The organism is Vibrio sp. Isolate22 (assembly GCF_022398115.1).
GTDB lineage: Bacteria > Pseudomonadota > Gammaproteobacteria > Enterobacterales > Vibrionaceae > Vibrio.
The window spans coordinates 46,376-72,126 of the sequence record NZ_JAKEUW010000006.1; the positions used below are offsets into that span (position 1 = coordinate 46,376).

The following is a 25,751-nucleotide window of genomic DNA, read 5'->3' on the forward strand; positions in this document are numbered from 1 at the left end:
TAACTGTTTTCTTCGAAGCTATTCCCGAAGGTTTAAAAACCTATGCCGATTCCACCTCTTCAATGCGAGCGCATTATAAAGCATTTTTTTTTGTGACGTAACACCAAAAGCAACCGTTTGCGTGATTTTTTTCATGTTTCTGAGTAAATGGTGGTTTTGCTGCATTTATCACCACTTTTACATCTGTTTAATGAAACCTGCTTTGCCAGTCTGGCGGGGTTTGGTATAAAGGGGCTTCCACTTTTCGAGATTTCATTTTGATGCCTAAATTTTCTCTCATCTTTTCGTCTAAGTTCTTTCTGCTGGTTATCGCTCTGTTTGGGCTAACCGCATGCCAGATTGAGTCTGAGCCTAAAAATGTCCTCGAGCAGATACGAGAGCGTGGCGTGCTTCGTGTCGGTACTCTGAATAACCAACTCTCTTATTACATTGGTCCTGATGGCCCTGCTGGTCTCGATTACGAATTGGCTCGTGAGTTTGCACAAGAGCTAGGGGTTAAGCTTGAGGTTAAACCGGCTTACCGTCTATCCGGCCTATTCCCTGCTTTAAAGAAAGGCGAGATCGACCTTATCGCTACTGGGTTAACGCAAAACAACAAACTGACACGTGCTTATCGTGCAGCGCCTGCTTATTACTATGTAAGCCAACAGGTGGTGTACAAAAAAGGCCAATGGCGCCCAAGAAACCTAGCTCAACTTATCAAGTTTGAAAACGACCGCCAGGCTGAATTCATCAAAGCGCAAGCTGAATCAGAAGACGCGTCACCTAACGAGACTCTGACGCCCTCTTTAGTTGTGGTCAAAGACTCGCACTTCGAACCAACACTTAAGCAATTACAGAACACGCACCAGGACTTCATCTACGATGCAGTTGGTAATGCTGATATCAATGATCTGCTAAAAGAAGTATCAACAGGCGAACGCTTATTTACGGTTGCAGACTCTATCGAACTGTCGCTGGCACAACGTTTATACCCAGACGTAGCATTGGCGTTTGAGCTCACTGAAGACCAACCTATCTCTTGGTACTTAGAGAAGTCTGAAGATGAAAGCCTTTACGCATTGCTGATTGAGTTCTTCGGCAACCTAAAACAGTCTGGTGAACTTGCTTCGCTAGAAGAAAAGTACATCGGTCATATTGGCACTTTTGATTACGTTGATACTCGTGCCTTTATCCGTGCGCTAGACAGCAAGCTACCAAAATGGTCACCACTGTTTCAGAAGTATTCGCAAGAGTTTGACTGGCGCTTGATTGCTGCACTTGCTTATCAAGAGTCACACTGGAACCCAGTCGCACGCTCACCAACCGGTGTTCGTGGCATGATGATGCTGACACTGCCGACAGCGAAGAGCGTTGGTGTGACCAACCGTCTCGACCCTAAACAGTCGGTACAAGGTGGTGTTGAATACCTGCGTCGTATCGTGAACCGAGTACCAGATTCAATCACGCAACACGAAAAGATCTGGTTTGCGCTTGCTTCATACAACGTCGGTTACGGACACATGATGGACGCACGCCGCTTAACCAAAGCACAAGGCGGAGATCCTGATGCTTGGGGTGATGTAAAAGACAGGCTACCTCTACTAAGACAGAAGAAATACTACAGCCAAACTCGCTATGGTTATGCTCGTGGTGATGAAGCAAGAAACTACGTAGAGAACATTCGCCGTTATTACCAAAGCATCATCGGCCATGTTAATAAACGTAATAAAGAACAAGAAGAGAGTCTGGAAGGATTGATCGTTATTCCACCTTTAGAGACTTCTGGGGCTGAATCTAGCATCAGCGCTGCAGAATCAACAGTTAGCGGTTCTGAGTCTTCGAAATAGAAACCAAAAGAGCAATACCTTCCAGTATTGCTCTTTTTTATTGCGCTTGCTATCGCTTACACAAAGGAGTGGTGTGGATAAAAGGCAGTGTCATATTACAGTAACAATCGCACCTTATAACGACACACCACAATCAAGATTATCGTTCTGTTGCACTTGGCCATTGGCCGAAGTTAAAGGCTTAAGAATAGAGTTGCTCTTCTAAGTCAGCCTCTGCGCGACAGAACAAACAGACGAATCACACTATAATTAAATCGTTAGTCCAAACGACACAGTCAGACGACCAATAGGAAATCATTGAAATGATGAAGAAACTGAAATCGAAACGCCTTGATAAGACAGTTGCTGCAAACCGTCGTAAGCGTATGCTTTCAAATAATAAGAAGAAGATCATTTGGCGCAACCGTGCTTTCATGCAGATGCTTGCCGAGTAAACACTAAGGCCAATAAATTTGTCTGGCACTCTAACGATGAGAGTGCCTTAGACTCACTGCTATTTCTTTTTACGAGCCTTATCAGCTACAAGCTGCTGCTCTTCCAATAACCGCTCTTGCTTTCGCTTCTCTTTTATCTCTTTTCGACGACGCTTAAAAAACGCCTGTAGTTGCTCGCGACACTCATCTTCTAATAACCCGTGTTCAACATCGGCATAATGGTAAGAAGCTTGGCTTTCAAACAAATTCAACACCGTCCCTGCCGCACCTGCTTTTAGATCTGGCGCGCCAAAAACAATACGCTTCACTCGGCTATGTAACAAAGCACCCGCACACATAGGGCATGGCTCAAGTGTGACATACAAGGTGGTATCAAGCAGTCGATAATTTTCCAGAACCTGCCCCGCTTTGCGCAAAGTTTCCACTTCAGCATGCGCTGTTGCGTCATGGCTACCAATCGAACGGTTCCACCCTTCAGAGATAATCTCACCATCTTTTACCAGCACGGCACCAACAGGTACCTCTCCCTCACTCTCCGCTTTTTTGGCCACTTCAATGGCACATCGCATAAAGATTTCATCTTGAGGGGTGAATTGATGGTCTGACAAAGGGGACTCCAAAAAGCAAACAATAGAAATAGAAATAAAAAAGGTATGCGGTGAAGCATACCTAATCTTAGTGATGATGGACAACAAAGAGATGCCCATCAATAACCATGGACTGGATGATTCGCTGCCAGTCTAGCTTTCGGCTTCAACCAAATCATTGACGATTTGCGTCGCTTTCACGCTCACAATACGATTGTTCTCAACCGAGATAATCTCAAACTGCCACTGCTGACACTCAACGATCTCTCCCGTATCAGGCAAGCGACCTAGCAGCCACGTGATGAGTCCGTTTAGAGTTTGGAAGCCCTCGCTTTCACCTTCTAACTCTGAAAGCTCCAAGTGGTTTTTCAGTTCGCTGATCGGGATTAATCCATCCACCAGCAAACCATCTGGCAAAGACTCAGTCCAAAGGTCGTTCGGGTTGTTTGATAACTCTCCGGCAATCGCTTCTAGAATATCGTAATGAGTCACAAGGCCTTGAACATCACCATACTCATCAACAATGAATGCCATCTCTGTACCCGACTCTTTAAAGTAGCTAAGTAAGCGCAGTGCCTTCATCGATTCTGGTACATAGATCGGCGATTTAGACAGCCCCATGATCACTTGAATACTCAGATTACCCGCCTGATTCAATAAAGCCTTGGCAGATACTGTGCCCACCACCTTATTTAGATGGTCTTGGCACAGAGGGAATACGCTGTGCTTTGATGAGCGGAGCTGCTTCAAGATATTCTCAACAGGTTGGTCGACATCCAGAAAATCGATGTCTCGACGCGGCGTCATCAACGAGCTCACCAAGCGGTCATCAAGCTGCAAGATATTACGAATCATCTCTTGCTCGCCACGCTCAATCACACCTGAGTCAGAGCCCTCTTTAACAAGCGCATGAATATCATCTTCAGTCACACTGTCTTCTTCGCCACCTCGGCCCATCAACTTAAGAATACCTTCCGTTGAAGCTGACAAAGCAAAAACAAACGGCGTCGCGATTTTAGATAACCAATAGATTGGCATAGCGACTAATACGGCAATAGTTTCCGCTTGAGACTGAGCAAAACGTTTTGGTACGAGTTCACCAACAACAATGGCAAAGTAAGTAATACCGACAACGACGACCGCTGTAGACAGGACATTCGCTTGCGTTGCATCCATGCCCCACTGTTCAAGTTGAACGGCTAATGGTGCAGATAGCGTCGCCTCGCCCACGATACCGCTGAGCAGGCCTATGACGGTAATACCGATTTGAATCGTTGAGAGGAAGCGAGTGGGATTTTCTTTAAGCTCAAGTGCGATCTGAGCAGAACGGTGCTTTTCGGCCAAGCGTTTCAGCCGACTATTTTTTGCTGCTACCAATGCAATCTCAGACATGGCAAACAGACCATTTAAAACAATTAACCCTACCAGAAGCAGAATTTTCATGATGTTTTGGATTTCCTAATTTTACCGGCCAACAATTAGCCGTAATCCGGAGTATAAGCTGAGTAGCCTGCTTTTTGATATAAAAACTTTTGGATATAAAAATCATCGAAAAAGAGAGCGAAAAAGTAACAAAAAAGCCCGCACATTTCGGTGCGGGCTTAGTAATGAATAAAGCTTAATTTTGCTTAGTTCAATCTTACATTGTGTAAGTGTAAGGTGCTTGGATACCTAGTGGGATACCAAGAGCCCAGTAAGCTAGCAAGAAGATAGACCAACCGATTAGCATTGCAATCGAGAATGGCATCATTAGAGAAGCTAGAGTACCGATACCTGTAGACTTAACGTAGCGTTGGCAGTAAACAACAACCAGTGGGAAGAACACCATTAGTGGAGAGATGATGTTAGACACCGAGTCACCAACACGGTAAGCCGCTTGAGATAGCTCAGGAGAGATACCCACAACCATTAGCATTGGAACTAGGATTGGACCGATAAGTGCCCACTTAGCCGATGCTGAACCAACAAGAAGGTTAACTGAAGCCGTTAGTAGAATCATACCAACGATTGTCGCTTCACCAGGAAGGTCCATCGCTTTCAGGCCTTCAGCACCGTAAAGTGCCAGCATAGTACCAATGTTTGATTGACCGAATGCCGATAGGAACTGTGCACAGAAGAACGACATTACAATGTACGCGCCCATCGTAGCCATTGTCTCAGACATCGCCTTGATTACGTCATTGCTGTTCTTAAAAGTACCCGCTACACGGCCGTAAACGATACCTGGGATGATGAACAGGATGAAGATCAGAGGAACGATAGACTTCATAACTGGTGCAGAGAATGCTGTTAGCTCGCCTTCAGGAGAACGCAGTGCAGAGTTCTCAGGGATTAGAGCCGCAACAAGCAGACCAATACCAGCAACCATTGCCCAACCTGCGTATTTGAATGCTTTTGATTCGATTGCAGTGAACGTACCTAGATCAGGTGCTTCTTCAGCATCTTCATCAACTGGCGTGTTCGCTAGGCGAGGTTCGATGATCTTCTCAGTTACGTACCAACCGATAGCAACAATAAGAACTGAAGATAGGCCAGTAAAGAAGATGTTCGCTAGAGGGTTAATCACGTATTCAGGGTCAAGAACGTTTGCCGCTGTTTGCGTGAAGCCAGCTAGTAGCGGGTCGATACCTGAAGGAATGAAGTTCGCAGAGAAACCACCAGATACACCAGCAAATGCTGCTGCAATACCCGCTAGAGGGTGACGACCCGCAGCGTGGAAGATGATACCGCCAAGAGGGATTACTAGAACGTAACCTGCATCAGCTGCTGTGTGAGACACGATAGCAACCAAGATTAGCATTGGCGTAAGTAGCTTAGCTGGCGTGAAGTTCAGCATCTTCTTAAGGCCAGTCGTAATGAAGCCTGAAGAGTCTGCAACGCCAACACCTAGCATAGCAACAAGTACGATGCCTAGTGGTGCGAAGCCAGTGAACGTAGTAACCATATTCGCTAGGAAGCTAGCAAGCGCTTCACCAGTCAGTAGGTTATTTACTTCTAGAGCAGCACCCGTTTGAGGGTTGATTAGATCGAATGAAAGATTCGACAAAAGTGCAGATGCTACCCATACGATAACTAGAGCCCAGAAGAACAGGATTGCTGGATCTGGAATTTTGTTGCCGGCGCGTTCAATGAAGTTTAGAAAGCGATCCATTCCACTGATCTTGTCAGTCGATGGTGCTTTTTTTACGGCTTGGTTACTCATTGTAACTCCATATGTGATGTTGTTTGTTTAGGCCTAATATAAGTTTTTACCACGGCCTATTGGTGCAACACATATTCTATTAAAAGCCCCCATAAAAAGCACAAGATTCCACCTTAAATTCCATAAATGGAGACATATTTTGCAAAAATACCATACAACTACAACAATATAAAAACACAAAAAACACCATTCCATATACATAGATTTAACCAGTAATTAAACAATGTCCGAGGAGTGAAAATTGTCAGTAAAAGGAGTGGCGTAAGCCTTGGCATGCAGTAAACGTTTGCTTAGGGATCAGTCAAACTCACTGTATTTGGAGAGCATAGTTTCGAGGTAAATACTTTGCGTACGGTTCATACGATCTTGCCATGCAATTGTGACAATAATGTTTTTGAGGGCGCCAGATAAGGCTCCGCTCGCATTAGTGACTTCACATGTCATCGAATATGCAGAACCTGATAAACCGGATAACGGATCTGAACTCGCGATGTTGAGACAGTAACTCGACTGATTTAGTTCCTCAAAGGGAATAAGCCCTACCGCCCCACTAACATTGAGCGCGCGAGTTCGATAATACTCCATCTGCCTTTCTGCAAAATGCAAAGCTTCGACACTCTGGAGCGCATGATCCGACTTTTGTTCCGCATACACCTGTAATTTAACCAGCCCTAACGACGCAACGCCAATCAGCAGAAAAGAGATAAGTACCTCTAGTAAACTGAAGCCAGAATTATTAGAAATCATTCCACGAACCTCGCTGCCATTGGTACGTTGAAGGCGGGTCACTTGGGTTCGAATCCGCACGAAAATCCATGTCCATATCTCCCACAATGGTCGTCACTCCCGAGGGAGAATCAAAGATAAGGCCACCAGAAGGTAAACCAGAGGCAAACTGAATCCCGACACTCTTTTTAATCACGCTAGCCTCATCGATGTCTTTGATAAAAGGCGCAAACACGTTGTTAGCCGCAAGCGAGTTCCAGAAGTTATCGACTCGCGTTTTCACATGGCTCTTTTGGTAATCAACCAAGTGATAAATCACCCCGTTATAGGTCATAGCGCCATTCAATGCGAGCACACCATCTTGAATCACGAGAAGTTGAGAGGGGTTATTTGCAGCTGCTACCGCCGCATTGATGTGACAGTTACCTTCAATCCACAGCCCTTTGGTTTGGCCTATCGTAAAGTGGTCCATGATCTCAGGACCACACTCTGTCGGATTCAATAGCTGAACATGCTTAAACAAGTCCGTATCTTGCGACAAGTCGAGAATGTTTTGTTCCGTTCTAGCCATGCCAAAGAAGGTGTAAAACGGATTCATATTAGGATCTGGATTAAAGTCTTTCTTAAACGGCGGTGGGTTGGTTCCTTGATAATAATCAGGGGCATAGATCGAATAGGAACTACCGGAAGTGCCTTTCGGTATCGCCGTTTTATAATCGCTGTGACAAACGCCATCGAAACCAGAAAAGGGCCCATCAGCAGTAGGATTAAGGACTTCTAACCCTAATACCTGCCCTGAATCACCGTGAGTAGCATCATATTGATAAGTAAACAGGTCAGCGAATGAGACACTGACACACTCATATTCATTACCACTGATTGGCTCTTCTTTCGCTGTTGGCTTGAGACTTAACGTACCAACTATTTCTATTGGCCCTGTCGACTGAATTGCTCCCGTGCCTAGTTGGGACCGCTCTGTTATCGTCTTATAAAGGGAGTTTGTATTCGAAGAAGATGTCACCAAATACGTACTAGAGCTAGCCGTGCTCGACAGATCGATCTGGGGCTGGTCTTGATAAGGGGAACACCAGTCAGCAAAATCTGCTGGGCGAGTACTGGCATCTTGAATGTCGGAAACACTTTTATCTAATTCAAGTAGATAAGCGTAAGTACACTCCAGTCCACCTTCCGATCGCCAATGTGCTTGCCTGCCTTGAACTTCATTTTGAGCTACTTTCATCTGATGGAAGATGCTTCGATAGGAGCCTAGCGTTACAACTAAGGCTCCAAGCAAAAGCACAGATGTAATCAACAAAGTCACTACGCCATGCTGCTTTGCATACCTCTTCATTGCCAATTCCTCTGCTTAATAGAAACAGATACCGACTTAGTCACCGCAGCAGTTGGAATTGATGCGGTTATACTGATATCCGTGAGCGTACTCTTAATTGAGTTCTGTTCTAATACCCTAGACGTAATGTTGAATTCATCGACATCCATAATGGTGTCATCAAACAGTGAATAGCAGCCAGTAACTTGTTCAAACGTGGGGATCGCCTCTGATACTGTGGTGCCCTTCTCACATATTTGCAGCTTGGTGCCGTTTTTTTGGTAAACAATATTGCGGTGGTTTTTATTGCCGCTCGAACCCTCTCTGAAATAAACAAAGCCCACCGCAACGCCACCACTCACTTGAATCGTATTGCTTGCACCAGATAACTTGATTGAGTAACCGTTTGAGCCGTTGTAACCCGCTCGTTGAATGTCTTCTTTCATCACTTGTATGGTGCTTGTTAGGTTTTGTAGCAGCAGTAACTCAATGCCTTTGTCCTTGGCTATTCTCTGCCCCGTAATAAAAACACTGCCGATAATCGAGATAGCGAAGATACCAATCACAGAGGCCACCATTAACTCAACCAATGAAGTACCTTGTTGCTTGCTGAGTCCTACCACGACAGGTTTAACACGCATCATAGTCATACTGCGCACTCGACTCACCACACACTTTTATGCGCCCAGGAGGGCTAGATAATTTAATCAATAAACGGTCGCTTGAAGATGCATTAGGAGAAAGGTAGATCGTGCCTCTGGCTGGTCTCCCCCTGACACTCTCAAAGCTAATTCTTTCCCCTGTGTAGTTGTGAGAAAACGCGACATCGCGAAATGGTTCACCCGACAACTGCAGCAAAGTTTCTCCAGTGAGATCTTCCGTCGGCTTCAACCATACCGTCCATTCGCCAGTCGATTGCACTTCATTTTTTGAGGTAGAGAAATGCACCCAGAGATCCTGATTCCTTTTCACCGATTCAGACTTAGCTTGAATTAAGAAACCATTGAGCTCCCCTGCCAACCGCTGCATCTTAACGGATTGAGTCACCGAACTAAAACTCGGGGCAGCCGTCGCTATCAGTATCGACAGTACCGATACCGTTATTAACAGCTCTAATAAAGTAAACCCGCGAGTCATTTCCCAAATTCCTATGTAATTCAGTGCGTAACCGTATTTAATCTTGCAGCGATGCTACCACCGGAGAAGAATGTACTGAGTTATGAAAGGAAACTACTCGCGATGATTCGAAAAAATATATGCAACAGCAACAACATAAGCATGAGAGGGATGACATTGATCGAGTTATTGTTGGCTGTAGTCATCGTGGGAATACTTGGGGCAATCGCCTACCCGAGTTATACCAACCATGTCATGAAGGCGCATCGTGTCACCGCGTTGGCCGACATGACCAAGATCCAATTAGAGATGGAAACCCTATATACGGGCGATTATGCATCCGCAGCCCAAGGGATTATTTCCGCCGGGACATGCAGTTTTTGCGATTCCGATTCAAGCAGATACACGCTCGCTATCTCAGCAAGCACCACCACCTATACTATTCAAGCTGAGCCGCACGCCTCACAGACTAACGATGACTGCTTAGACTCAACGACTGATATTTTGGAGTTACACCACTCTGGTATCTCAGAACCAGAAGCGTGTTGGAAATAATGAGGTAGGCCACTCAAGCCATGTGTGACCTCTTTTATCCTTTCTCCTTTATCTTTCCTCTTTTCTACAGATACAAAAAAGCCTGCTACAAGAGCAGGCTTTCTATTTTCGTCATTAAGTTAAAGTATCGATAACTTAATATTTCAATAATCTAATTACTTAGTTAGGTCATCGAAGAAGTTTTTAACGCCGCTGAAGAAACCTTCAGACTTAGGCTTGTGCTTGCTTGCCGCTTCGCCGCCACATGTCTCTTCAAACTCACGTAGAAGTTCTTTCTGACGAGAGCTTAGCTTAACTGGCGTCTCAACCACTAGCTTAACGATTAGGTCACCCACACCGCCGCCACGAACGCCTTTCACGCCTTTGCCACGCATACGGAACATACGGCCCGTTTGTGTCTCTTCTGGCACTTTAAGGTTTACACGACCATCCAGTGTTGGAACTTCAACTTCACCACCTAGAGCAGCCATAGAGAAGCTTACTGGTACTTCGCAGTAAAGATTGTTGCCGTCACGTTCGAAGATGTTGTGCTCTTTTACGTGAACTTGCACGTATAGGTCGCCAGCTGGAGCGCCTTGCTCTCCCGCTTCACCTTCGCCAGATAGACGAATACGGTCGCCAGTATCAACACCAGCAGGGATCTTAACGTTAAGTGTTTTCGTCTTCTGCTTACGGCCTTGACCGTGACAAGAGTTACATGGGTCTTTGATGATCTTGCCTTTACCGTTACAAGTAGGACAAGTCTGCTGAACTGCGAAGAAACCTTGACGCATTTGCACTTGGCCGTGGCCATGACAAGTGCCACAAGTTTGCGCAGAAGAGCCTTTCTTCGCGCCGCTACCATCACAAGTGTCACATTCAACCAGTGTTGGTACTTCAATCTCTTTAGATACACCACGAACCGCTTCTTCAAGCGTCAGTTCCATGTTGTAACGTAGGTCTGAACCACGTTGTGCACGTTGTTGACCGCCACCACGACGACCGCCGCCGAAGATGTCGCCAAATACGTCACCGAAGATATCGCCGAAGTCACCTTGACCGCCGCCGAAACCGCCGCCGCCACCCATGCCGCCTTGTTCAAAAGCTGCGTGGCCGTATTGGTCGTAAGCTGCTTTCTTTTGAGGATCGGTTAGGATCTCGTACGCTACTTTTACTTCTTTAAATTTGTCCGCTGCGCTCTCATCACCCTGGTTACGGTCCGGGTGGAATTTCATTGCTAAGCGCTTGTACGCTTTTTTAATATCGCGCTCTGATGCATCGCGGCTTACGCCTAATACTTCGTAAAAATCACGTTTTGACATATTCTAGGTCACCAAAATAATTGCTACTACCGAAAAATAACTTCAGTAGTCTGTGTATCAATCTAGATAAAAGTTCTGCCGGCTGAATCACCGAATAAAGCTATTATCTAGATCGACAAGTCTAAATACAAATTTACGGGCGTGAGAGTTACCTCTGACGCCCGTATATTTAGAAATCGAAAAACGACTTTTCTAAGCTAAAACACGTTAGTTCAAGGAGAAGGCACGGAGCTTACGGATGTAAGTGAGTACCTTCGACGTAGAAATCACGTGTTATAGCGACGAAAAATTACTTTTTGTCGTCTTTAACTTCTTCAAACTCCGCGTCTACAACGTCGTCGTCTTGCTTAGGTTGCTCACCCGCTTCAGCGCCAGCTTGCTGTGCTTGAGCTTGTTGTTGAGCGATTTCCATTAGCTTCTGAGCTGCTTGCATAAGTTCTTGAACTTTAGCGTCGATAGCTTCTTTGTCGTTACCAGACTTAACTTCTTCTAGTGCCGCGATAGCTGCTTCGATCTTCTCTTTCTCGTCTGCAGGTAGAGCTTCACCAGCTTCTTCTACTTGCTTCTTAGTACCGTGAATCATTTGGTCAGCTTGGTTACGTGCAGTTACTAGCTCTTCGAACTTCTTGTCCGCTTCTTTGTTAGCTTCTGCTTCTTGTACCATTGCTTCGATCTCTTCCTCAGACAGACCGCCTGATGCTTGGATTGTGATCTTCTGCTCTTTACCAGTCGCTTTATCTTTCGCAGATACGTTTAGGATACCGTCAGCATCTAGGTCGAAAGTTACTTCGATTTGTGGCATGCCACGTGGTGCTGGTTGGATACCTTCTAGGTTGAACTGACCAAGAGACTTGTTGTAAGTCGCTTGCTTACGCTCACCTTGTAGTACGTGGATAGTTACCGCGCTTTGGTTGTCTTCAGCTGTAGAGAACACTTGATCCGCTTTTGTTGGGATAGTTGTGTTTTTCTCGATTAGCTTAGTCATTACGCCGCCCATCGTTTCGATACCGAAAGATAGAGGAGTAACGTCTAGAAGTAGTACGTCTTTAACGTCACCAGCTAGTACACCACCTTGAACTGCAGCACCCATTGCTACTGCTTCGTCAGGGTTCACGTCTTTACGTGGCTCTTTACCGAAGAACTCAGATACTTTAGCTTGAACCATAGGCATACGAGTTTGACCACCAACTAGGATAACGTCAGTGATTTCGCCTACAGATAGGTCAGCATCCGCTAGAGCAACTTTTAGAGGCTCAAGAGAACGTTGTACTAGGTCTTCAACTAGAGACTCAAGCTTCGCACGAGTCACTTTGATGTTCATGTGCTTAGGACCAGTCGCATCAGCAGTAACGTAAGGTAAGTTTACGTCAGTTTGAGTAGTAGAAGAAAGCTCGATTTTCGCTTTCTCTGCTGCTTCTTTAACACGCTGCATTGCTAGTGGATCAGCTTTAAGGTCGATACCTTGCTCTTTCTTGAACTCATCTACTAGGTAGTTGATCATGCGGTTATCGAAATCTTCACCACCAAGGTGAGTGTCACCGTTAGTTGAAAGAACTTCGAAAGTCTTCTCGCCTTCTACTTCATCGATTTCGATGATAGAAATATCGAATGTACCACCACCAAGGTCGTATACAGCGATAGTGCGATCACCGCCTTGCTTGTCTAGACCGTAAGCTAGAGCAGCAGCAGTTGGTTCGTTGATGATACGTTTAACATCTAGACCAGCGATACGGCCAGCATCTTTAGTTGCTTGACGTTGAGCATCGTTAAAGTAAGCAGGAACAGTTACAACTGCGCCAGTTACTTCTTCGCCTAGGAAGTCTTCAGCTGTTTTCTTCATTTTCTTAAGAACTTCAGCAGATACTTGAGGAGCAGCCATTTTTTGGCCTTGCGCTTCTACCCATGCATCACCGTTGTCAGCCTTAACAATGTTGAAAGGCATGATTTCGATATCGCGTTGAACTTCTTCATCTTCAAAACGACGACCGATTAGACGCTTGATAGCGAACAGTGTGTTTTGAGGGTTAGTAACAGCTTGACGTTTTGCAGGTTGACCAACTAGCGTCTCGCCTTCTGTGTATGCGATTACTGATGCTGTTGTACGTTCGCCTTCAGCATTTTCGATTACGCGTGGTTTGTCGCCGTCAAGAACAGCAACACAAGAGTTAGTAGTACCTAAATCAATACCAATGATTTTACCCATCAGGCTATCTCCGAAATATATTCTATTAAGTTTTTGCTATACCCACTGATGTGGGGGTGGTAATTAGAGATTCAACCCTAATACACAAAATTAAAATGCAAATACAATTTGCTTTCGTATGCACCATAGATAAGGGCTCACGATACCTTTTCAAGGGTAAGAACGGATTTTTTTACATTTATTTTAATAAAAAGAATGATTAGGTAAGAATGCATATCATTAACACACCATTAAACCCGTTATTCGATTCAAAAGCCCCGTTTTACCTTGTGTGGATAACACCTGGTGCTGCTTGTACAAGCCTTATGGCTAACCATCAAGGCTAAAAAAAAATTCAACGCAACCATGCTTGTGCCCACGGCACTGCAAACAAGGTTTACATTTATCACCCAATAAAAAACGGAGCCACTTGGGCTCCGTTTTCAATCAAGGCTTTCTACATAGACATTGTCTATAGAAGGAAGAACTTTTAATTAAGCTTCTGCTTTCTTCAGTTCAACTTCTTCGTCTGCTTCAACACCGATTTCGTTTTCAGATTTAGCAACGATAGTGTTTACCGCTGTGTCACCCACTACGTTTGAAGAAGTACAGAACATGTCACAGATACGGTCAACAGCAGCAACGATAGCTAGACCTTCTGGTGGTAGACCTAGTTGGTGCAATAGAACACCTACCATTACTACACCGCCACCTGGAACACCACCAGCACCGATAGACAGTAGCAGAATAGTTAGACCTAGAGTGAAGATATCAGCAGTGTTGATTGGCTGACCAAATGCATTTGCTACGAACATAGTTGCTAGTGCGATGTAGATAGATACACCAGACATGTTCATTGTTGCACCTAGTGGTACACCGAAGCCCGCTACTGACTTAGATACGTTTAGCTTGTCAGTAAGAGTGCGCATTGTTACTGGGATTGTCGCGTTCGAACTTGCAGTAGATAGTGAGAATAGAACTTGCTCACGAGTTGCACGTAGGAACTGCTTTGGAGAAATACCAGTGAATGAACCCACCATCATTGGGTAGAAGAAGAAGATCCAGAACACAAGCATTGCAACAACAAGCGCTACGTAGCCAGCTACTGACATTAGCGTGTTTGCATCCAGTGTTGCACCTAGTTGAATCATCAGAGCGAATACACCGTATGGCGCTAGGCTCATTACTAGGCCGATAAGCTTCATCATGATTTCGTTAGCCATCTTGAATGTCTTGATAGCTGGGCCACCACGAGAATCAAGCGCTTGAATTGCAAGACCAGTTAGAATCGCCATGAAGATGATTTGTAGCATGTCGCCGCTTGCGAATGCTTGTACTGGGTTGCTAGGAACGATGTTCACAACAAGAGAGAAGATGTCAGGTGTTTCTGTTGTTGTAAGTGCAATCGTCTCAGAAACCGTACCTGCTAGGTTTGCACCCGCACCAGGTTGGAAGATAAGACCAATCGTTAGAGCAGCAGAGATCGCGATGATGGTGTTAATAATGTAAAGACCAAAGGTTTTACCACCAAGACGACCAAATGAACGGATATCTTTTAGTTCAACGATACCGCAAACAATAGATACATATACAAGAGGCACTACCAGCAACTTGATAAGTGATACGAACATACCACCAGCGCCTTCTGCAGCACCAAGTAGGTATGTGTCAAAAATAGCGATTCCGCTGAATAGGTACTGAATAGCAGTACCAATAATCAGGCCGACAAACAGGCCTACAAAAATCTTACTTGAGAGCGATTTATCCATCGTTCTTCTCCAGTCTGTTGTGTTTAAAATTTGTACTTTTATAGTTGTATATGCGAGTAATATCGCTATATGGCAGTGGATTTTACATACAAAGATAACAATTAAAGGCATTTGTTTACAAAAATATCACAAGTGTGACATCAAAACATTTTCTCATTAACAACAAGTTTCATAACACAAAACTCTAAACCGCTGTTCCGTATGGAATAAAAAGAACGACATCCTTAATGCACTTTGACGGACTATTTACGCGGATTCTCAAGTAACAGGCACAAAAAAAGAGAGGCATAAACCTCTCTTCTTATTTCACATCAACTAGTGAATTATGTTGTAACTGCAGCTCGCTTGATCAGTAAAAGGTCGAACCTTTCACTTAGCAAGCACCACTCAATTACTTAGCAACCATTACCATTGCAGGACGAACTACACGACCGTTTAGCTCGTAGCCTTTTTGCATCACGAACATAACTGTGTTTGATTCGTGATCTGGGCTTTCTTGGATAGACATCGCTTGGTGGAATTCAGGGTTGAACGCTTCACCTTCAGGGTTGATCTCTTTAAGACCGAACTTAGCAACTGTGTCTACGAATGTTTTGTGTGTTAGCTCAACACCTTCGTATAGTGGCTTAACCACTTCGTTTTCAGCGTCTGCAGCTTGCATTGCACGCTCAAGGTTGTCGATAACAGGCAGTAGGCCTTCAGCAAACTTGTTCAAAGCGAATTTACGCGCTTTATCAATTTCTTGCTCGCTACGGCGACGCATGTTTTCAACTTCAGCTTTAGCGCGAAGAACAGAGTCTTGCTGCTCTTTCACTTTAGTTTCGCTAGCTAGCAATGCCGCTTCTAGTTGAGCAATCTTTGCTTCCTGCTCATCAGCAGCGTCTGCGTTCAGTTCAGCTTCTTCAACTTTTTCTGCTTCAGCAATGATCTGATCTAGTTCTTCTTCGGTTACTTTGTTTTCTTCGTTGCTCATGATATCTCCAGAATTCGTTTCCAATGCAAGTGACAGGCAGGTTTGCGCCTCAAATTGATATAAAACACTCGCATAGACGTTCAACTTGCCTTTATTATGGGGATGAAGAATTTTGATTCAAGCCTAATTCGTTTGGAAACCTTATGAAAAAGCCATTTGAAGTGATCGCCATTATTGGTAAACCTCGAGATCAGCAAGCAATTCAGACTCATAGAGAACTCTATCAGTGGTTGAGCGCTGAGGGTTATCAAGTGTTTGTTGATGACAGACTCGCCAGTATTTTAGACGACATCCCAAAAGAACATTTTTCTAGCCTGGTCGACTTAGGTAAACGCGCCGATCTCGCCATTGTTGTCGGTGGTGACGGAAACATGCTCGGCGCCGCTCGAATCTTGTCTCGTTTCGATATTTCAGTAATCGGCGTGAACCGAGGAAACCTTGGCTTCCTGACCGATCTCAACCCAGAAAACTTCCAGAGCGCACTGACCGATGTTCTCAAAGGCGAGTTCATGGAAGAAGAACGCTTCCTGCTTGAAACAGAGATCCACCGCCATGGCCAAATAAAAAGCCATAATGCAGCACTTAACGAAGCGGTACTTCACCCCGGCCAAGTCGCGCACATGATCGAGTTTGAAGTGTACATCGACGACAGCTTCGCCTTTTCGCAGCGTTCTGATGGTTTGATCGTGTCGACACCAACAGGTTCTACTGCCTACTCGCTTTCTGGCGGCGGCCCAATTTTGTCATCAAGCTTGAATGCCATCTCTTTGGTACCGATGTTCCCGCACACGCTTTCAAGCCGACCACTTGTTGTCGATGGGAAACGTCACATTAAACTGATCGTATCGCCTGATAACCGCGGCACTCAAGAAGTCAGTTGCGATGGTCAAATCTCGCTACCTGTATCTCCAGGCGACGAGATCCACATCTACCAAAGCCCGAACGTTCTTAAACTGATCCACCCAAAAGACTACAACTACTACCATGTCCTACGTAACAAACTGGGCTGGTCGAGTAAGCTGTTCTAACTAAGCAGCACTAGCAACAACCGAAAATTTCAGAGGCTGACGATATTCGTTAGCCTTTTTTTATTACCTGTATAACGCCCGCCAACTCTGCCTTCACGCCAATCCCAAAGATCGTCATTCCCAAGAAGGAGGAACGACTGAGTTGGGAATCTATAGTGGTTTCAGTGATCTACAGACAAGTACAATTCTGAGAGCTATCACAAAAAATTTTCACCTGTCGACTTTACTGTATAAAGAAACAGTATATACTGAGCTTATATACAGTATTGTTCAGTTACACAGGTAAATAAAAATGCTGGCTCATTTAAGTGTTAATAATTTCGCTATTGTTAAGTCTTTACAGCTAGAACTTTCTAAAGGCATGACAACAATCACCGGGGAAACTGGTGCGGGTAAATCTATCGCAATCGATGCTTTGGGTTTGTGTCTTGGAGGGAGATCTGATGCAGGAATGGTTAGACAAGGTGAAGAAAAAACCGAAGTCAGTGCTGCTTTTTTACTTGAGAACAATCTGCACGCAACCCGCTGGTTAGAAGATAACGAACTTCTAGATGGCACCGAATGTATCCTACGCAGAACCATCTCTAAAGAAGGTCGCTCTCGCGCATTCATTAACGGTAGTCCAGTTCCTCTTTCACAATTGAAATCACTAGGACAACTACTGATCAACATTCATGGCCAGCACGCACATCACCAGCTGATGAAAAGCGACTACCAAATGGCAATACTTGACCAATACGCGGGCCATTTAAACCTATTGAAATCGACACGTAACGCTTATCAAACTTGGCGTCAAGCAGACAACCACCTAAAAGAGTTACGTGAAAACAGCCAACAAAACCAAGCTCAAAAACAGCTTCTTGAATACCAAATCAAAGAGTTAAACGAGTTATCTATTGAGGAGGAAGAATATGAAGAGCTCGAACAAGAGCATAAGCGCCTCGCCAATAGCGGAGAATTGGCCTCAACCTGCCAGCAAGCTATCGAGCTTATTTACGAAGGTGAAGAAGTTAATGCGCTTGGTATTCTGCAATCAGCCAATCACTCCCTAATTCAACTAGCAGAATTAGACGAGCGACTTGCTGAGCTGCCAAATATGCTGTCTGAAGCCATTATTCAGATTGAAGAGACCAACAGCGAGCTAAGAACTTACCTTGATAGCATCGATGTCGACCCAGGTCGCATGGCTTACGTTGAGGAGCGCTTCTCTAAAGTGATGTCGATGGCACGTAAACACCACGTATTGCCTGAAGAGCTGTATAAACACCACCAAGACTTACTACAACAAGTTGAAGCGTTGGATTGCTCTGATGAGAAGCTTGAAGAGTTAGCGAATGACGTTGAAAACCAATACCAATCATTCGTAGCAAAATCTGAGAAGCTGCATAAATCTCGTGTTCGTTACGCGAAAGAGCTAAACAAGCTGATCACTCAAAGCATGCACGAACTAAGCATGGAAAAAGCGCAGTTTACGATTGAAGTAAACAACACCAACACTCACCCATTACCATTGGGTATGGATAACGTGACCTTTATTGTGTCTACCAACCCAGGCCAGCCGATGCAACCAATCGCTAAAGTGGCGTCTGGTGGTGAGCTATCACGTATTTCATTAGCGATTCAGGTGATAACCGCGCAAAAAGTCGATACACCAAGTCTGATTTTCGATGAAGTGGATGTGGGTATCAGTGGCCCAATCGCTGCTGTAGTCGGCAAGATGCTGCGTAAACTGGGCGAATCTACGCAGGTCATGTGTGTGACTCACCTACCTCAGGTTGCAGGTTGCGGTCACCAACAGCTGTTTGTGGCAAAGAACACGAAATCAGGTAAAACTGAAACTCAAATGCACACACTTGATGAGCAACAACGCGTTTCAGAGCTGGCTCGACTGCTTGGTGGCAGCCAAATCACCGAGTCGACCCTTGCCAACGCAAAAGAGTTATTAGTCGCCGCTTAGATTAAATCTTCAGCAACTTTCTGATAATTTACCGAAAAATATTGGCAATTTTGCAACTAAATTCAAAATTGCCAGTCATAACAAGCTCAAAGCGCAAGGAGCTTTTTACTTCTTGCTGGAGCTTGTTTATTATCAGGCAGTATTTTAGCGAAGAAAGATCTCAAACTATGCGAATTAAAAAGTGGTTAGTTGCAGTTCCACTTGCACTAACAATGTTGACCGGTTGCTCTCTACTAGAGAAGTTGGTTTATCGAATTGACATCAATCAGGGTAACTATGTTGAACAAGAAGCTGTCGACCAGCTCAAGTTTGGCATGACAAAAACACAAGTTCGTTACGTTATGGGCTCACCTATGCTTATCGAAAATGGCTACCCAGATACGTGGTACTACATTTACCACCACCAAAAAGGTCACGAAGACCCGATTCAGAAAAACCTCGTCGTGAACTTTGATGCTACTGGTACCCTAGTTACGATCAACGGTGATTTTGAAGCCAGTGATGAGTTCTTCGAAAGCCTTCGCTAGCTTTCAGTAGACAAGCTCTCAATCAAGAATCTTAAAAGCCTGCTCAATGAGCAGGCTTTTTAATATTTGCTTACAAATTAACCCACCGAATCTCACTCACAGACGCAAAAAAGCTCGCCAATGTGGCGAGCTCTCTATTAATTCAATCCATTTTTCGCAGCTATTTAGCAGCAGCGGCTTTTGCTTGTTCGGCACGTTTACGGCGAATCTCTTTTGGATCAGCCAGCAGTGCTCGATAAATTTCGATACGGTCTTTATCACGAACCGTTGCATCTAACTTCACGTTACGGCTGAACACGCCAACCTTGTTTTTCGCTAAGTCGATCTCTGGATACAGTTCCAAAACACCAGACTGCGCAATAATCTCTTCAACGGTTGCGTTCTTGTTCACAACCAAAGTAAACACACGCTGCTCATGCGGAAGTGCAAACACAACTTCTACGTGGATCATATCTGATTCAATAGTCATGGTTTAGTAAACCTGTTTAGCTCGTTGAGTAAATGCGCTCACCATGTTGGTTGTTAGCTCATTGAAAATCTTACCAAATGCCATTTCAATCATTCGGCTAGAGAATTCAAACTCTAACTTAAGCTCGACCTTACAGGCCTGATCATCCAACGGGGTAAAATACCAACCGCCCTGCAGTTTCTTGAACGGGCCGTCCACCAACTCCATCAAGATCTCAGCGCCATCCGCTAAGCGGTTAGACGTTGTAAATGTTTTACTAATACCGGCTTTAGAGACATCAACCGAAGCCACCATAGCGGAATCTGAAGATTCGATCACACGAGAACCAGAACACCCTGGCAAAAACTCAGGATAACGAGCAACATCATTGACCAAGCTAAACATCTGGTCGGCACTAAATGAAACTAATGCTGAACGAGTAACCTTTGGCATATAGACTCCTGTTAAAGACGGCGTTACATTAACACAAACTGCAATTTTAATTGTATTGGGCCAGAGCGCAAATAAAAAGGATTCCCCAACTAGGGCGCAATCCGTATAATGAGGCCATTATGGCAAAGAATAAATCAAAATCAAAAGCCGGTAGCAATACCATTGCGCTTAATAAGAAAGCTCGCCACGAATATTTCATCGATGATGAGATAGAAGCGGGGCTTGAGCTACAAGGCTGGGAAGTAAAATCCCTACGTGAAGGCAAAACGAATATCGCAGAAAGCTACGTCTACATCCGTGATGGCGAAGCATTCATTAGTGGTATGACGATCACTCCGCTTACTCAAGCGAGTACTCATATCGTGGCGAACCCAACACGTGTCCGTAAACTCCTAATGTCGAGAAAAGAGCTCGATAACCTATTCGGTCGTATTAACCGAGAAGGCATGACACTTGTCGCAACCGCACTTTACTGGTCTCGCTCTTGGGCGAAGATTAAGATCGGCGTAGCGAAGGGTAAAAAGCTGCACGATAAACGTACTGATATGAAAGAAAAAGATTGGGCGAGAGATAAAGCACGAATTATGAAGAGTAATTTGCGCTAATTTTAAGCACTTAAACGCACAGTGCTAGACAGGGTAAGCTTTTCTGGTACTATGCAAGAACACTTGGGGCTGATTTAGGATTCGACAGGAATTTTGAAGTCTGAGGTGCATGCCGTGGGGCGGTTGGCCACGTAAAAAGCCGCAAAAAAATAGTCGCAAACGACGAAAACTACGCACTAGCAGCTTAATAACCTGCTCAGAGCTCTCTTGCCCTAGCTTCCGCTCGTAAGACGGGGACCAACAAGAGATCAAACCCAAACAAGCTAGCGTGGCTTCTCCCACCTGAGAGGAAAAGCGCGAATTATAATTCAGGTTAGCCTTTAACTAGCGTGTCGGTTCGCAGGTTGCTGGTGAATTTAAAGATCGACTAAGCATGTAGTACCAATGATGAATAGTTTTTGGACGCGGGTTCGACTCTACCATCAAGTCTTAATTTTAGTGTTTTTTATGAAAAACCTTACAGAGTAAGGGTTCAACGGCAGTTTTTCTGTTAAACGTATTTTTCATAAATCTTGCATAAATTCTTCGTTATGATTATATTATTCATAACTTTAGTAAACGAATAAGTCGTTTTATGAACCTCAGATTCATAAAATGCACCGTATAGATTGCGAATCGATTTATACACAACGGGGGTGATTTAGGATTCGACAGGAATTTTGAAGTCTGAGGTGCATGCCGTGGGGCGGTTGGCCACGTTAAAAGCCGCAAAAAAATAGTCGCAAACGACGAAAACTACGCACTAGCAGCTTAATAACCTGCTGAGAGCCTCTTTGCCCTAGCTTCCGCTTGTAAGACGGGGAACAACAAAGAGTCAAACCCAAACTAGCTAGATCGGATTCTCCCGCCTGAGAGATGAAGTTCGAAATTTAATTCAGGATAGTCATTTACTAGCGTGTCGGTTCGCAGGTACTTGGTGAATTTAAAGATCGACTAAGCATGTAGTACCAATGATGAATGATTTTTGGACGGGGGTTCAACTCCCCCCACCTCCACATTCGAGAAGCCGTATATTCAATGAATATACGGCTTTTCTTTTATCTAGAACCTTCGTTTTCTAAACCTTTAGTCACTTATAGAAAACACCACTCAATCATTACACCTCAAATCAGCTCCCCTTATTGTGCAACTTATTGCTTACCAAGATTATGGTAATATGAACTTAACTGATATTATTAGTAAAAGTTGTCAGGGCATCTTCAACAAAAGAGTGAAGCAAGGCATTACCCAGCCTCTACTCTAAGGAAACACGCATAAGCCTTATTTGGCTTGGAATGTGAGAATAACGTTTGCTGTCGGAAACCCGCTTAGTAAAGCTTCCAATCCTGCTGGTCTACCTGTCAATCCCACCGTGAAATCCGACATTAAAAGTTAACTTAAGTGCATGTTTTATATGAAATTTATTGGTATCAGGTTCATTTCGCACACTGCGAAATGAGCGTCTAACTCGAAAAAGGGCAGATTTGAGCTAGTCGGAGTTAGCTAGCTCGTGTGATTACCGAGCCAAGTGTGGGTGAGATATTGCATGTGTAGGTAGGCTTTAATTTGCACAATCCAAGAGCCGCCTCTTTTGCTCTCTTGGATTGAAAAGTATAGAGGTGTGCTGCCATCATTGATATTCAGAATGGTGCTTTTTACGCCTGACTAACTATCCTCAGTAAATAGCGCAACATAATCAATTAGATGGAGGTTGCGCTTTATTTCTTTCAAGTCTTTATATGCCCATTCTTTCTTAGCGATGGATATTGGGCGGCCAGTATCAATGGTCTGTTCCTCAATTAGTCTAGATGAGTGTTCAACATGCACAAATTCAAATCTTCCAAACGGAGTAGAGTACCAGCCAGAGGCTCCAGTCGTTGCAAGAATCATAATCATTGGAATCTGCGATATAACACCCCATCTAGATAGAGCATCTTCGAACGAAATATAACAATCGAATGAGGCTCTTAAAGCCAGTATCAAATGCTCGAATTCATCAGGTGATTTGATATGACCATAGACGAACAATTCATTATCAATGCTTATTAGATAAGGGCTTCTCTGTAAGATTTTGTCTAGATCGTCTGATTGGTAAATGGTACAAATTTCTTCTTTGTTGTAGAAGAATTTACCGTCTCTACGGTAGCGCATTTCTAAAACCATTTTCATACTGTTTTATCCTAACAAACTAATTACCATTGCTTAAGGCAGTAAGATGCTCTGCTGCTTGTTTTAAGGCAGCTAATTCCCCAGATGCAATGAAGCTCAACGGAGTTTTACCTTCAAAAAACGAGCTATGGTTCTTCATAGTCATAAATCCATACACATTACTTTGATTGTTGAGCAAGGTCCGAAGCGCTGCATGGATATTAAGGATGTAACTTATTCTAACTAACTGTTCTGATGAAACTTTACATGAATGTACTTGAGCCAGTTCAGCGCCTGAAATGTTTAAGATTAAAAATGCTTGAGAGTCGTTGACCCCCCATCTCTTTAGTATTTCTAGAGAAGTATTTAACCCTTTTAGGGATGTTTTTAAGGCTGGACTTGACAACGTGTTAACCCTAAGAGGACTCTTTAGTTGATCATATGTCTACGTCGTTGGTTTGTCAAAATGTTCTTAAAAATCATTATATTACCACAAATTCAATGCTTGACATTGCAATGGTTTAGATACTAGTTTTAGTGAAGAGTTATAAAAAGGCTGTAAACAATGAGGCTGCAATATTTATCTGACCTTCACCTTGAGATAGCCCCGATGGATGTGCCGATAACGGATGCTGATGTTGTTGTACTAGCGGGGGACATACACCGTGATGGTAAGAAGGCTATAGATTGGGCTTCAAACTTTCCCCAAGATGTTATTTACGTGCTTGGAAACCACGAGTTCTATTCAGGAGATAGTATCGTTGAACTGCCCGATAAGCTAAGAGACTACTCGATGAAGTACGAGAATGTTCATGTCCTAGACAATGACTCCATGATAATTGACGGTGTCTCTTTTCATGGGTGCACGTTATGGACTGACTATGAGCTATATGGTAATCCAGAGTTAGCTTTTTACTATGCTAGAGAGGCTATTTCTGATTATCGAGTGATTAACTTCAATAGAGTACAAGTGTTTACGCCAGAATTGGCAGCAGCACTGCATAAACAGTCAATTGAATGGCTTGAGAGTGCGATTATGTCTTCTCGCTCTCGGAAGAATGTTGTCATCACTCATCATCTTCCCACACCAAAAGCAATTCAAAAACGATTTGAGGATAGTGAACTAAACCCGGCCTTTGCTTCAGATTGCTCTCGGCTCTTTCACTTAAATATTTCAACGTGGATTTTTGGTCATAATCATAGCTGTCAACAGTTAGAAATCGGTGGGATAGATTTCTTTTCAAATCAACGTGGTTATCATGGTTATGAGAAAGTCACCAACTTCACTGCGCACAAGATCATAGATATTTCGTAAGCTATAATTTTCCTTCAATAACTCGAAGAAAGTAAGTTGAAAGGCCGCTTCGGAACTGACGAGTTGAGGTGGTAGCGTTCTTATAAGCTCGTCCTTTTGAATCTAGTTCCATCACATCGCAACGTCCCCAATGAGAAGCTGACTTACTGTAATCAAGCTCACCTAGGATTTTACCAGCTCTCTGCAATTTAGTGGTAGACGCTCTGTCGTTTAGCAGTTGGTGGATGGTTAGACCTAGTGCTTGCCACACTTGAGGCGATAAATGGTAGCCCGAACGATTGTTGGCAAATTCAAGTTTTAGCGGTTCAAGCCACGCTTTCAAAAAGGCCGATATTTTACTTAGATAGTTATCAGATAGTGTTGACGAAATCTTAGAGCCATCAGCCAACGCTACGTCTTTGGTCATTTTACTGTATTCCTGAGTCCCTATACCTGCTATCGCACCGACTATAAGCTTAAATAAAATGTACTGTGTGGTGATAAAGTGCCCTGAGACTTTCACATGCTTGGAGTCAAAGCTCACGCCTCCAAAACTTTTAATATTAGTATCTTCAATCAATTGATCGACATAGGGTTTCAGTGGAATCTGTTGATCTAACAATATTTGCTTCCCATCACTCAGGTGAGGGAGACTTAAAGTAGCATCAAAGGTACTACTTTTTTTGAATAGCTCGATGATGTCAGGGCTGGCTAAGCCTACCTCATCATCAAATACAACTCTAATCTCAACGTCCTCCATTGCCAAGCGCTGTCGAAGTTCACTTTTCCTATTAGCCTCTTTAACGCTCAATCTTGAGCTGAACAAAAACGTCTTTAACCCAAGGAGTTTACACACGGCAACCAAGCCCAAAACGTTGCCTACGATATACGTTTTAGAACTTTCTAAAACTAAACTCGGTGGTTCATTGGAAGTATTACTAAGGTCAGGCGTACCAAGAACAGCAAAAGTGAGCGTTAACGGTGCTATTACTGCGCCTTCTTGGACCCCTCTTACTAACTCTTCTTGAATAGATTGCACTTTATCAGCATTTTTCGAGTTAACGGCAGCTTCTGCCGCCCACTTTAACTCTGGCAACCAATTTTCTGTTGAGAAGTAGGATGCGATCTCAACCATAGGCATTGTTGTTATAAGTGTTTTGTATGTTCTTAAACTTGACGAGACCAAAAATCCATCAATTTTTCTATGAGAAAGTGTCAATTTTTTCATCCATTTAGCAATTAGCTGGAGTCTAATTTAAATTTATTTATTGATCCGACATACTTGTCGGATCAATACTATCGACTGCA

24 protein-coding genes and 2 other RNA genes are annotated in these 25,751 nt (G+C 43.9%); 10 read left to right on the top strand and 16 right to left on the bottom strand.

Annotated features, from left to right (window positions below):
• Window positions 1-260: 260 nt before the first annotated feature.
• Together mltF and L1D55_RS27565 are read left to right on the top strand one after the other, a co-directional pair.
• Window positions 261-1,829 (top strand): membrane-bound lytic murein transglycosylase MltF, encoded by a 1,569-nt coding sequence (mltF, locus tag L1D55_RS05735; RefSeq protein ID WP_239916801.1) that lies wholly within the window; start codon window positions 261-263, stop codon window positions 1,827-1,829.
• Between the two features lie 302 nt (window positions 1,830-2,131).
• Window positions 2,132-2,263, top strand: coding sequence for a hypothetical protein (locus L1D55_RS27565; protein ID WP_004737586.1), 132 nt, complete (start codon window positions 2,132-2,134; stop codon window positions 2,261-2,263).
• 59 nt (window positions 2,264-2,322) lie between these two features.
• Here the strand turns inward: L1D55_RS27565 and tadA are convergent, their stop codons facing one another.
• The 7 genes from tadA to L1D55_RS05770 all read right to left on the bottom strand — a co-directional run bounded on the left by tadA (window position 2,323) and on the right by L1D55_RS05770 (window position 9,245).
• The gene (tadA, locus tag L1D55_RS05740; protein ID WP_239916802.1) at window positions 2,323-2,871 is read right to left on the bottom strand and encodes a tRNA adenosine(34) deaminase TadA; all 549 of its coding nucleotides are present in this window, start codon (window positions 2,869-2,871) and stop codon (window positions 2,323-2,325) included.
• A gap of 132 nt (window positions 2,872-3,003) precedes the next feature.
• Window positions 3,004-4,293 (bottom strand): hemolysin family protein, encoded by a 1,290-nt coding sequence (locus L1D55_RS05745; RefSeq protein ID WP_239916804.1) that lies wholly within the window; start codon window positions 4,291-4,293, stop codon window positions 3,004-3,006.
• A 196-nt stretch (window positions 4,294-4,489) separates the two neighbouring features.
• Entirely contained in the window at window positions 4,490-6,052 is a 1,563-nt protein-coding gene (locus L1D55_RS05750; protein ID WP_061033252.1) for an AbgT family transporter, read from the bottom strand.
• Window positions 6,053-6,349: 297 nt separating this feature from the next.
• The gene (locus L1D55_RS05755) at window positions 6,350-6,799 is read right to left on the bottom strand and encodes a prepilin-type N-terminal cleavage/methylation domain-containing protein (RefSeq protein WP_239916805.1); all 450 of its coding nucleotides are present in this window, start codon (window positions 6,797-6,799) and stop codon (window positions 6,350-6,352) included.
• A complete protein-coding gene (locus tag L1D55_RS05760) occupies window positions 6,789-8,129 on the bottom strand; it encodes a hypothetical protein (RefSeq protein WP_239916807.1) in 1,341 nt (446 codons plus the stop codon). Before L1D55_RS05760 ends, L1D55_RS05755 begins: the two co-directional genes overlap by 11 nt.
• Window positions 8,126-8,758, bottom strand: coding sequence for a pilus assembly protein PilW (locus tag L1D55_RS05765; protein ID WP_239916880.1), 633 nt, complete (start codon window positions 8,756-8,758; stop codon window positions 8,126-8,128). Before L1D55_RS05765 ends, L1D55_RS05760 begins: the two co-directional genes overlap by 4 nt.
• Window positions 8,739-9,245 (bottom strand): GspH/FimT family pseudopilin, encoded by a 507-nt coding sequence (locus L1D55_RS05770; RefSeq protein ID WP_239916808.1) that lies wholly within the window; start codon window positions 9,243-9,245, stop codon window positions 8,739-8,741. Before L1D55_RS05770 ends, L1D55_RS05765 begins: the two co-directional genes overlap by 20 nt.
• Window positions 9,246-9,347: 102 nt before the next feature.
• Between L1D55_RS05770 and L1D55_RS05775 the strand changes: the two genes are divergently transcribed.
• The gene (locus L1D55_RS05775; RefSeq protein WP_345772776.1) at window positions 9,348-9,779 is read left to right on the top strand and encodes a type IV pilin protein; all 432 of its coding nucleotides are present in this window, start codon (window positions 9,348-9,350) and stop codon (window positions 9,777-9,779) included.
• Between the two features lie 155 nt (window positions 9,780-9,934).
• Here L1D55_RS05775 and dnaJ read toward each other — a convergent pair whose 3' ends face one another.
• From dnaJ to grpE, 4 genes are all read right to left on the bottom strand, one after another.
• Window positions 9,935-11,080, bottom strand: coding sequence for a molecular chaperone DnaJ (gene dnaJ, locus L1D55_RS05780; RefSeq protein ID WP_008224495.1), 1,146 nt, complete (start codon window positions 11,078-11,080; stop codon window positions 9,935-9,937).
• A gap of 289 nt (window positions 11,081-11,369) precedes the next feature.
• A complete protein-coding gene (gene dnaK / locus L1D55_RS05785; protein ID WP_061033258.1) occupies window positions 11,370-13,283 on the bottom strand; it encodes a molecular chaperone DnaK in 1,914 nt (637 codons plus the stop codon).
• A 473-nt stretch (window positions 13,284-13,756) separates the two neighbouring features.
• Window positions 13,757-15,031 (bottom strand): dicarboxylate/amino acid:cation symporter, encoded by a 1,275-nt coding sequence (locus tag L1D55_RS05790; protein WP_004737574.1) that lies wholly within the window; start codon window positions 15,029-15,031, stop codon window positions 13,757-13,759.
• A gap of 391 nt (window positions 15,032-15,422) precedes the next feature.
• Entirely contained in the window at window positions 15,423-16,004 is a 582-nt protein-coding gene (grpE, locus tag L1D55_RS05795; protein ID WP_004737573.1) for a nucleotide exchange factor GrpE, read from the bottom strand.
• Window positions 16,005-16,147: 143 nt separating this feature from the next.
• Between grpE and nadK the strand changes: the two genes are divergently transcribed.
• The 3 genes from nadK (at window position 16,148) to bamE (ending at window position 19,516) form a co-directional block, all read left to right on the top strand.
• A complete protein-coding gene (nadK, locus tag L1D55_RS05800) occupies window positions 16,148-17,032 on the top strand; it encodes an NAD(+) kinase (protein WP_004737572.1) in 885 nt (294 codons plus the stop codon).
• Window positions 17,033-17,324: 292 nt separating this feature from the next.
• Window positions 17,325-18,989 (top strand): DNA repair protein RecN, encoded by a 1,665-nt coding sequence (recN, locus tag L1D55_RS05805; protein WP_239916812.1) that lies wholly within the window; start codon window positions 17,325-17,327, stop codon window positions 18,987-18,989.
• Window positions 18,990-19,156: 167 nt separating this feature from the next.
• Complete coding sequence (gene bamE / locus L1D55_RS05810) at window positions 19,157-19,516, top strand: outer membrane protein assembly factor BamE (RefSeq protein WP_004735159.1); 360 nt, start codon at window positions 19,157-19,159, stop codon at window positions 19,514-19,516.
• A gap of 160 nt (window positions 19,517-19,676) precedes the next feature.
• On the opposite strand, the gene L1D55_RS05815 is transcribed toward bamE, so the two are convergent.
• Both L1D55_RS05815 and L1D55_RS05820 read right to left on the bottom strand, forming a co-directional pair.
• Window positions 19,677-19,985, bottom strand: coding sequence for an RnfH family protein (locus tag L1D55_RS05815; protein ID WP_004737569.1), 309 nt, complete (start codon window positions 19,983-19,985; stop codon window positions 19,677-19,679).
• A 3-nt stretch (window positions 19,986-19,988) separates the two neighbouring features.
• A complete protein-coding gene (locus L1D55_RS05820) occupies window positions 19,989-20,417 on the bottom strand; it encodes an SRPBCC family protein (RefSeq protein ID WP_008223363.1) in 429 nt (142 codons plus the stop codon).
• A 119-nt stretch (window positions 20,418-20,536) separates the two neighbouring features.
• On the opposite strand from L1D55_RS05820, the gene smpB reads away from it, so the two are divergent.
• From smpB to ssrA (L1D55_RS05835), 3 genes are all read left to right on the top strand, one after another.
• Window positions 20,537-21,022, top strand: a complete 486-nt coding sequence (smpB, locus tag L1D55_RS05825; RefSeq protein WP_004737567.1) for an SsrA-binding protein SmpB — start codon at window positions 20,537-20,539, stop codon at window positions 21,020-21,022.
• 65 nt (window positions 21,023-21,087) lie between these two features.
• Window positions 21,088-21,447: a transfer-messenger RNA gene (ssrA, locus tag L1D55_RS05830) on the top strand.
• Between the two features lie 206 nt (window positions 21,448-21,653).
• Window positions 21,654-22,020, top strand: a transfer-messenger RNA (tmRNA) gene (gene ssrA / locus L1D55_RS05835).
• Window positions 22,021-22,666: 646 nt separating this feature from the next.
• Here ssrA (L1D55_RS05835) and L1D55_RS05840 read toward each other — a convergent pair.
• A complete protein-coding gene (locus tag L1D55_RS05840; protein ID WP_239916814.1) occupies window positions 22,667-23,170 on the bottom strand; it encodes a hypothetical protein in 504 nt (167 codons plus the stop codon).
• A gap of 19 nt (window positions 23,171-23,189) precedes the next feature.
• On the bottom strand, window positions 23,190-23,555 hold the full coding sequence (locus L1D55_RS05845; protein WP_239916816.1) for a hypothetical protein: 366 nt from the start codon (window positions 23,553-23,555) through the stop codon (window positions 23,190-23,192).
• 159 nt (window positions 23,556-23,714) lie between these two features.
• Between L1D55_RS05845 and L1D55_RS05850 the strand changes: the two genes are divergently transcribed.
• Window positions 23,715-24,464 carry a metallophosphoesterase gene (locus L1D55_RS05850; protein WP_239916818.1) on the top strand — a complete coding sequence of 250 codons (750 nt, stop codon included), beginning with the start codon at window positions 23,715-23,717 and terminating at the stop codon, window positions 24,462-24,464.
• Between the two features lies 1 nt (window position 24,465).
• Here the strand turns inward: L1D55_RS05850 and L1D55_RS05855 are convergent, their stop codons facing one another.
• Window positions 24,466-25,584: a hypothetical protein gene (locus tag L1D55_RS05855; protein WP_239916881.1), complete on the bottom strand. Its 1,119-nt coding sequence runs from the start codon at window positions 25,582-25,584 to the stop codon at window positions 24,466-24,468.
• Between the last annotated feature and the right edge of the window lie 167 nt (window positions 25,585-25,751).

What these genes read in the sequence shown, in the direction of transcription:
- mltF (WP_239916801.1), top strand. Translation starts at nt 261, where the DNA reads ATGCCTAAATTTTCTCTCATCTTTTCGTCTAAGTTCTTTCTGCTGGTT.
- L1D55_RS27565 (WP_004737586.1), top strand. Translation starts at nt 2,132, where the DNA reads ATGATGAAGAAACTGAAATCGAAACGCCTTGATAAGACAGTTGCTGCA.
- L1D55_RS05745 (WP_239916804.1), bottom strand. Translation starts at nt 4,293, where the DNA reads ATGAAAATTCTGCTTCTGGTAGGGTTAATTGTTTTAAATGGTCTGTTT.
- L1D55_RS05750 (WP_061033252.1), bottom strand. Translation starts at nt 6,052, where the DNA reads ATGAGTAACCAAGCCGTAAAAAAAGCACCATCGACTGACAAGATCAGT.
- L1D55_RS05755 (WP_239916805.1), bottom strand. Translation starts at nt 6,799, where the DNA reads ATGATTTCTAATAATTCTGGCTTCAGTTTACTAGAGGTACTTATCTCT.
- L1D55_RS05760 (WP_239916807.1), bottom strand. Translation starts at nt 8,129, where the DNA reads ATGAAGAGGTATGCAAAGCAGCATGGCGTAGTGACTTTGTTGATTACA.
- L1D55_RS05765 (WP_239916880.1), bottom strand. Translation starts at nt 8,758, where the DNA reads ATGACTATGATGCGTGTTAAACCTGTCGTGGTAGGACTCAGCAAGCAA.
- L1D55_RS05770 (WP_239916808.1), bottom strand. Translation starts at nt 9,245, where the DNA reads ATGACTCGCGGGTTTACTTTATTAGAGCTGTTAATAACGGTATCGGTA.
- L1D55_RS05775 (WP_345772776.1), top strand. Translation starts at nt 9,348, where the DNA reads ATGATTCGAAAAAATATATGCAACAGCAACAACATAAGCATGAGAGGG.
- dnaJ (WP_008224495.1), bottom strand. Translation starts at nt 11,080, where the DNA reads ATGTCAAAACGTGATTTTTACGAAGTATTAGGCGTAAGCCGCGATGCA.
- dnaK (WP_061033258.1), bottom strand. Translation starts at nt 13,283, where the DNA reads ATGGGTAAAATCATTGGTATTGATTTAGGTACTACTAACTCTTGTGTT.
- L1D55_RS05790 (WP_004737574.1), bottom strand. Translation starts at nt 15,031, where the DNA reads ATGGATAAATCGCTCTCAAGTAAGATTTTTGTAGGCCTGTTTGTCGGC.
- grpE (WP_004737573.1), bottom strand. Translation starts at nt 16,004, where the DNA reads ATGAGCAACGAAGAAAACAAAGTAACCGAAGAAGAACTAGATCAGATC.
- nadK (WP_004737572.1), top strand. Translation starts at nt 16,148, where the DNA reads ATGAAAAAGCCATTTGAAGTGATCGCCATTATTGGTAAACCTCGAGAT.
- recN (WP_239916812.1), top strand. Translation starts at nt 17,325, where the DNA reads ATGCTGGCTCATTTAAGTGTTAATAATTTCGCTATTGTTAAGTCTTTA.
- bamE (WP_004735159.1), top strand. Translation starts at nt 19,157, where the DNA reads ATGCGAATTAAAAAGTGGTTAGTTGCAGTTCCACTTGCACTAACAATG.
- L1D55_RS05815 (WP_004737569.1), bottom strand. Translation starts at nt 19,985, where the DNA reads ATGACTATTGAATCAGATATGATCCACGTAGAAGTTGTGTTTGCACTT.
- L1D55_RS05820 (WP_008223363.1), bottom strand. Translation starts at nt 20,417, where the DNA reads ATGCCAAAGGTTACTCGTTCAGCATTAGTTTCATTTAGTGCCGACCAG.
- smpB (WP_004737567.1), top strand. Translation starts at nt 20,537, where the DNA reads ATGGCAAAGAATAAATCAAAATCAAAAGCCGGTAGCAATACCATTGCG.
- L1D55_RS05840 (WP_239916814.1), bottom strand. Translation starts at nt 23,170, where the DNA reads ATGAAAATGGTTTTAGAAATGCGCTACCGTAGAGACGGTAAATTCTTC.
- L1D55_RS05850 (WP_239916818.1), top strand. Translation starts at nt 23,715, where the DNA reads ATGAGGCTGCAATATTTATCTGACCTTCACCTTGAGATAGCCCCGATG.
- L1D55_RS05855 (WP_239916881.1), bottom strand. Translation starts at nt 25,584, where the DNA reads ATGCCTATGGTTGAGATCGCATCCTACTTCTCAACAGAAAATTGGTTG.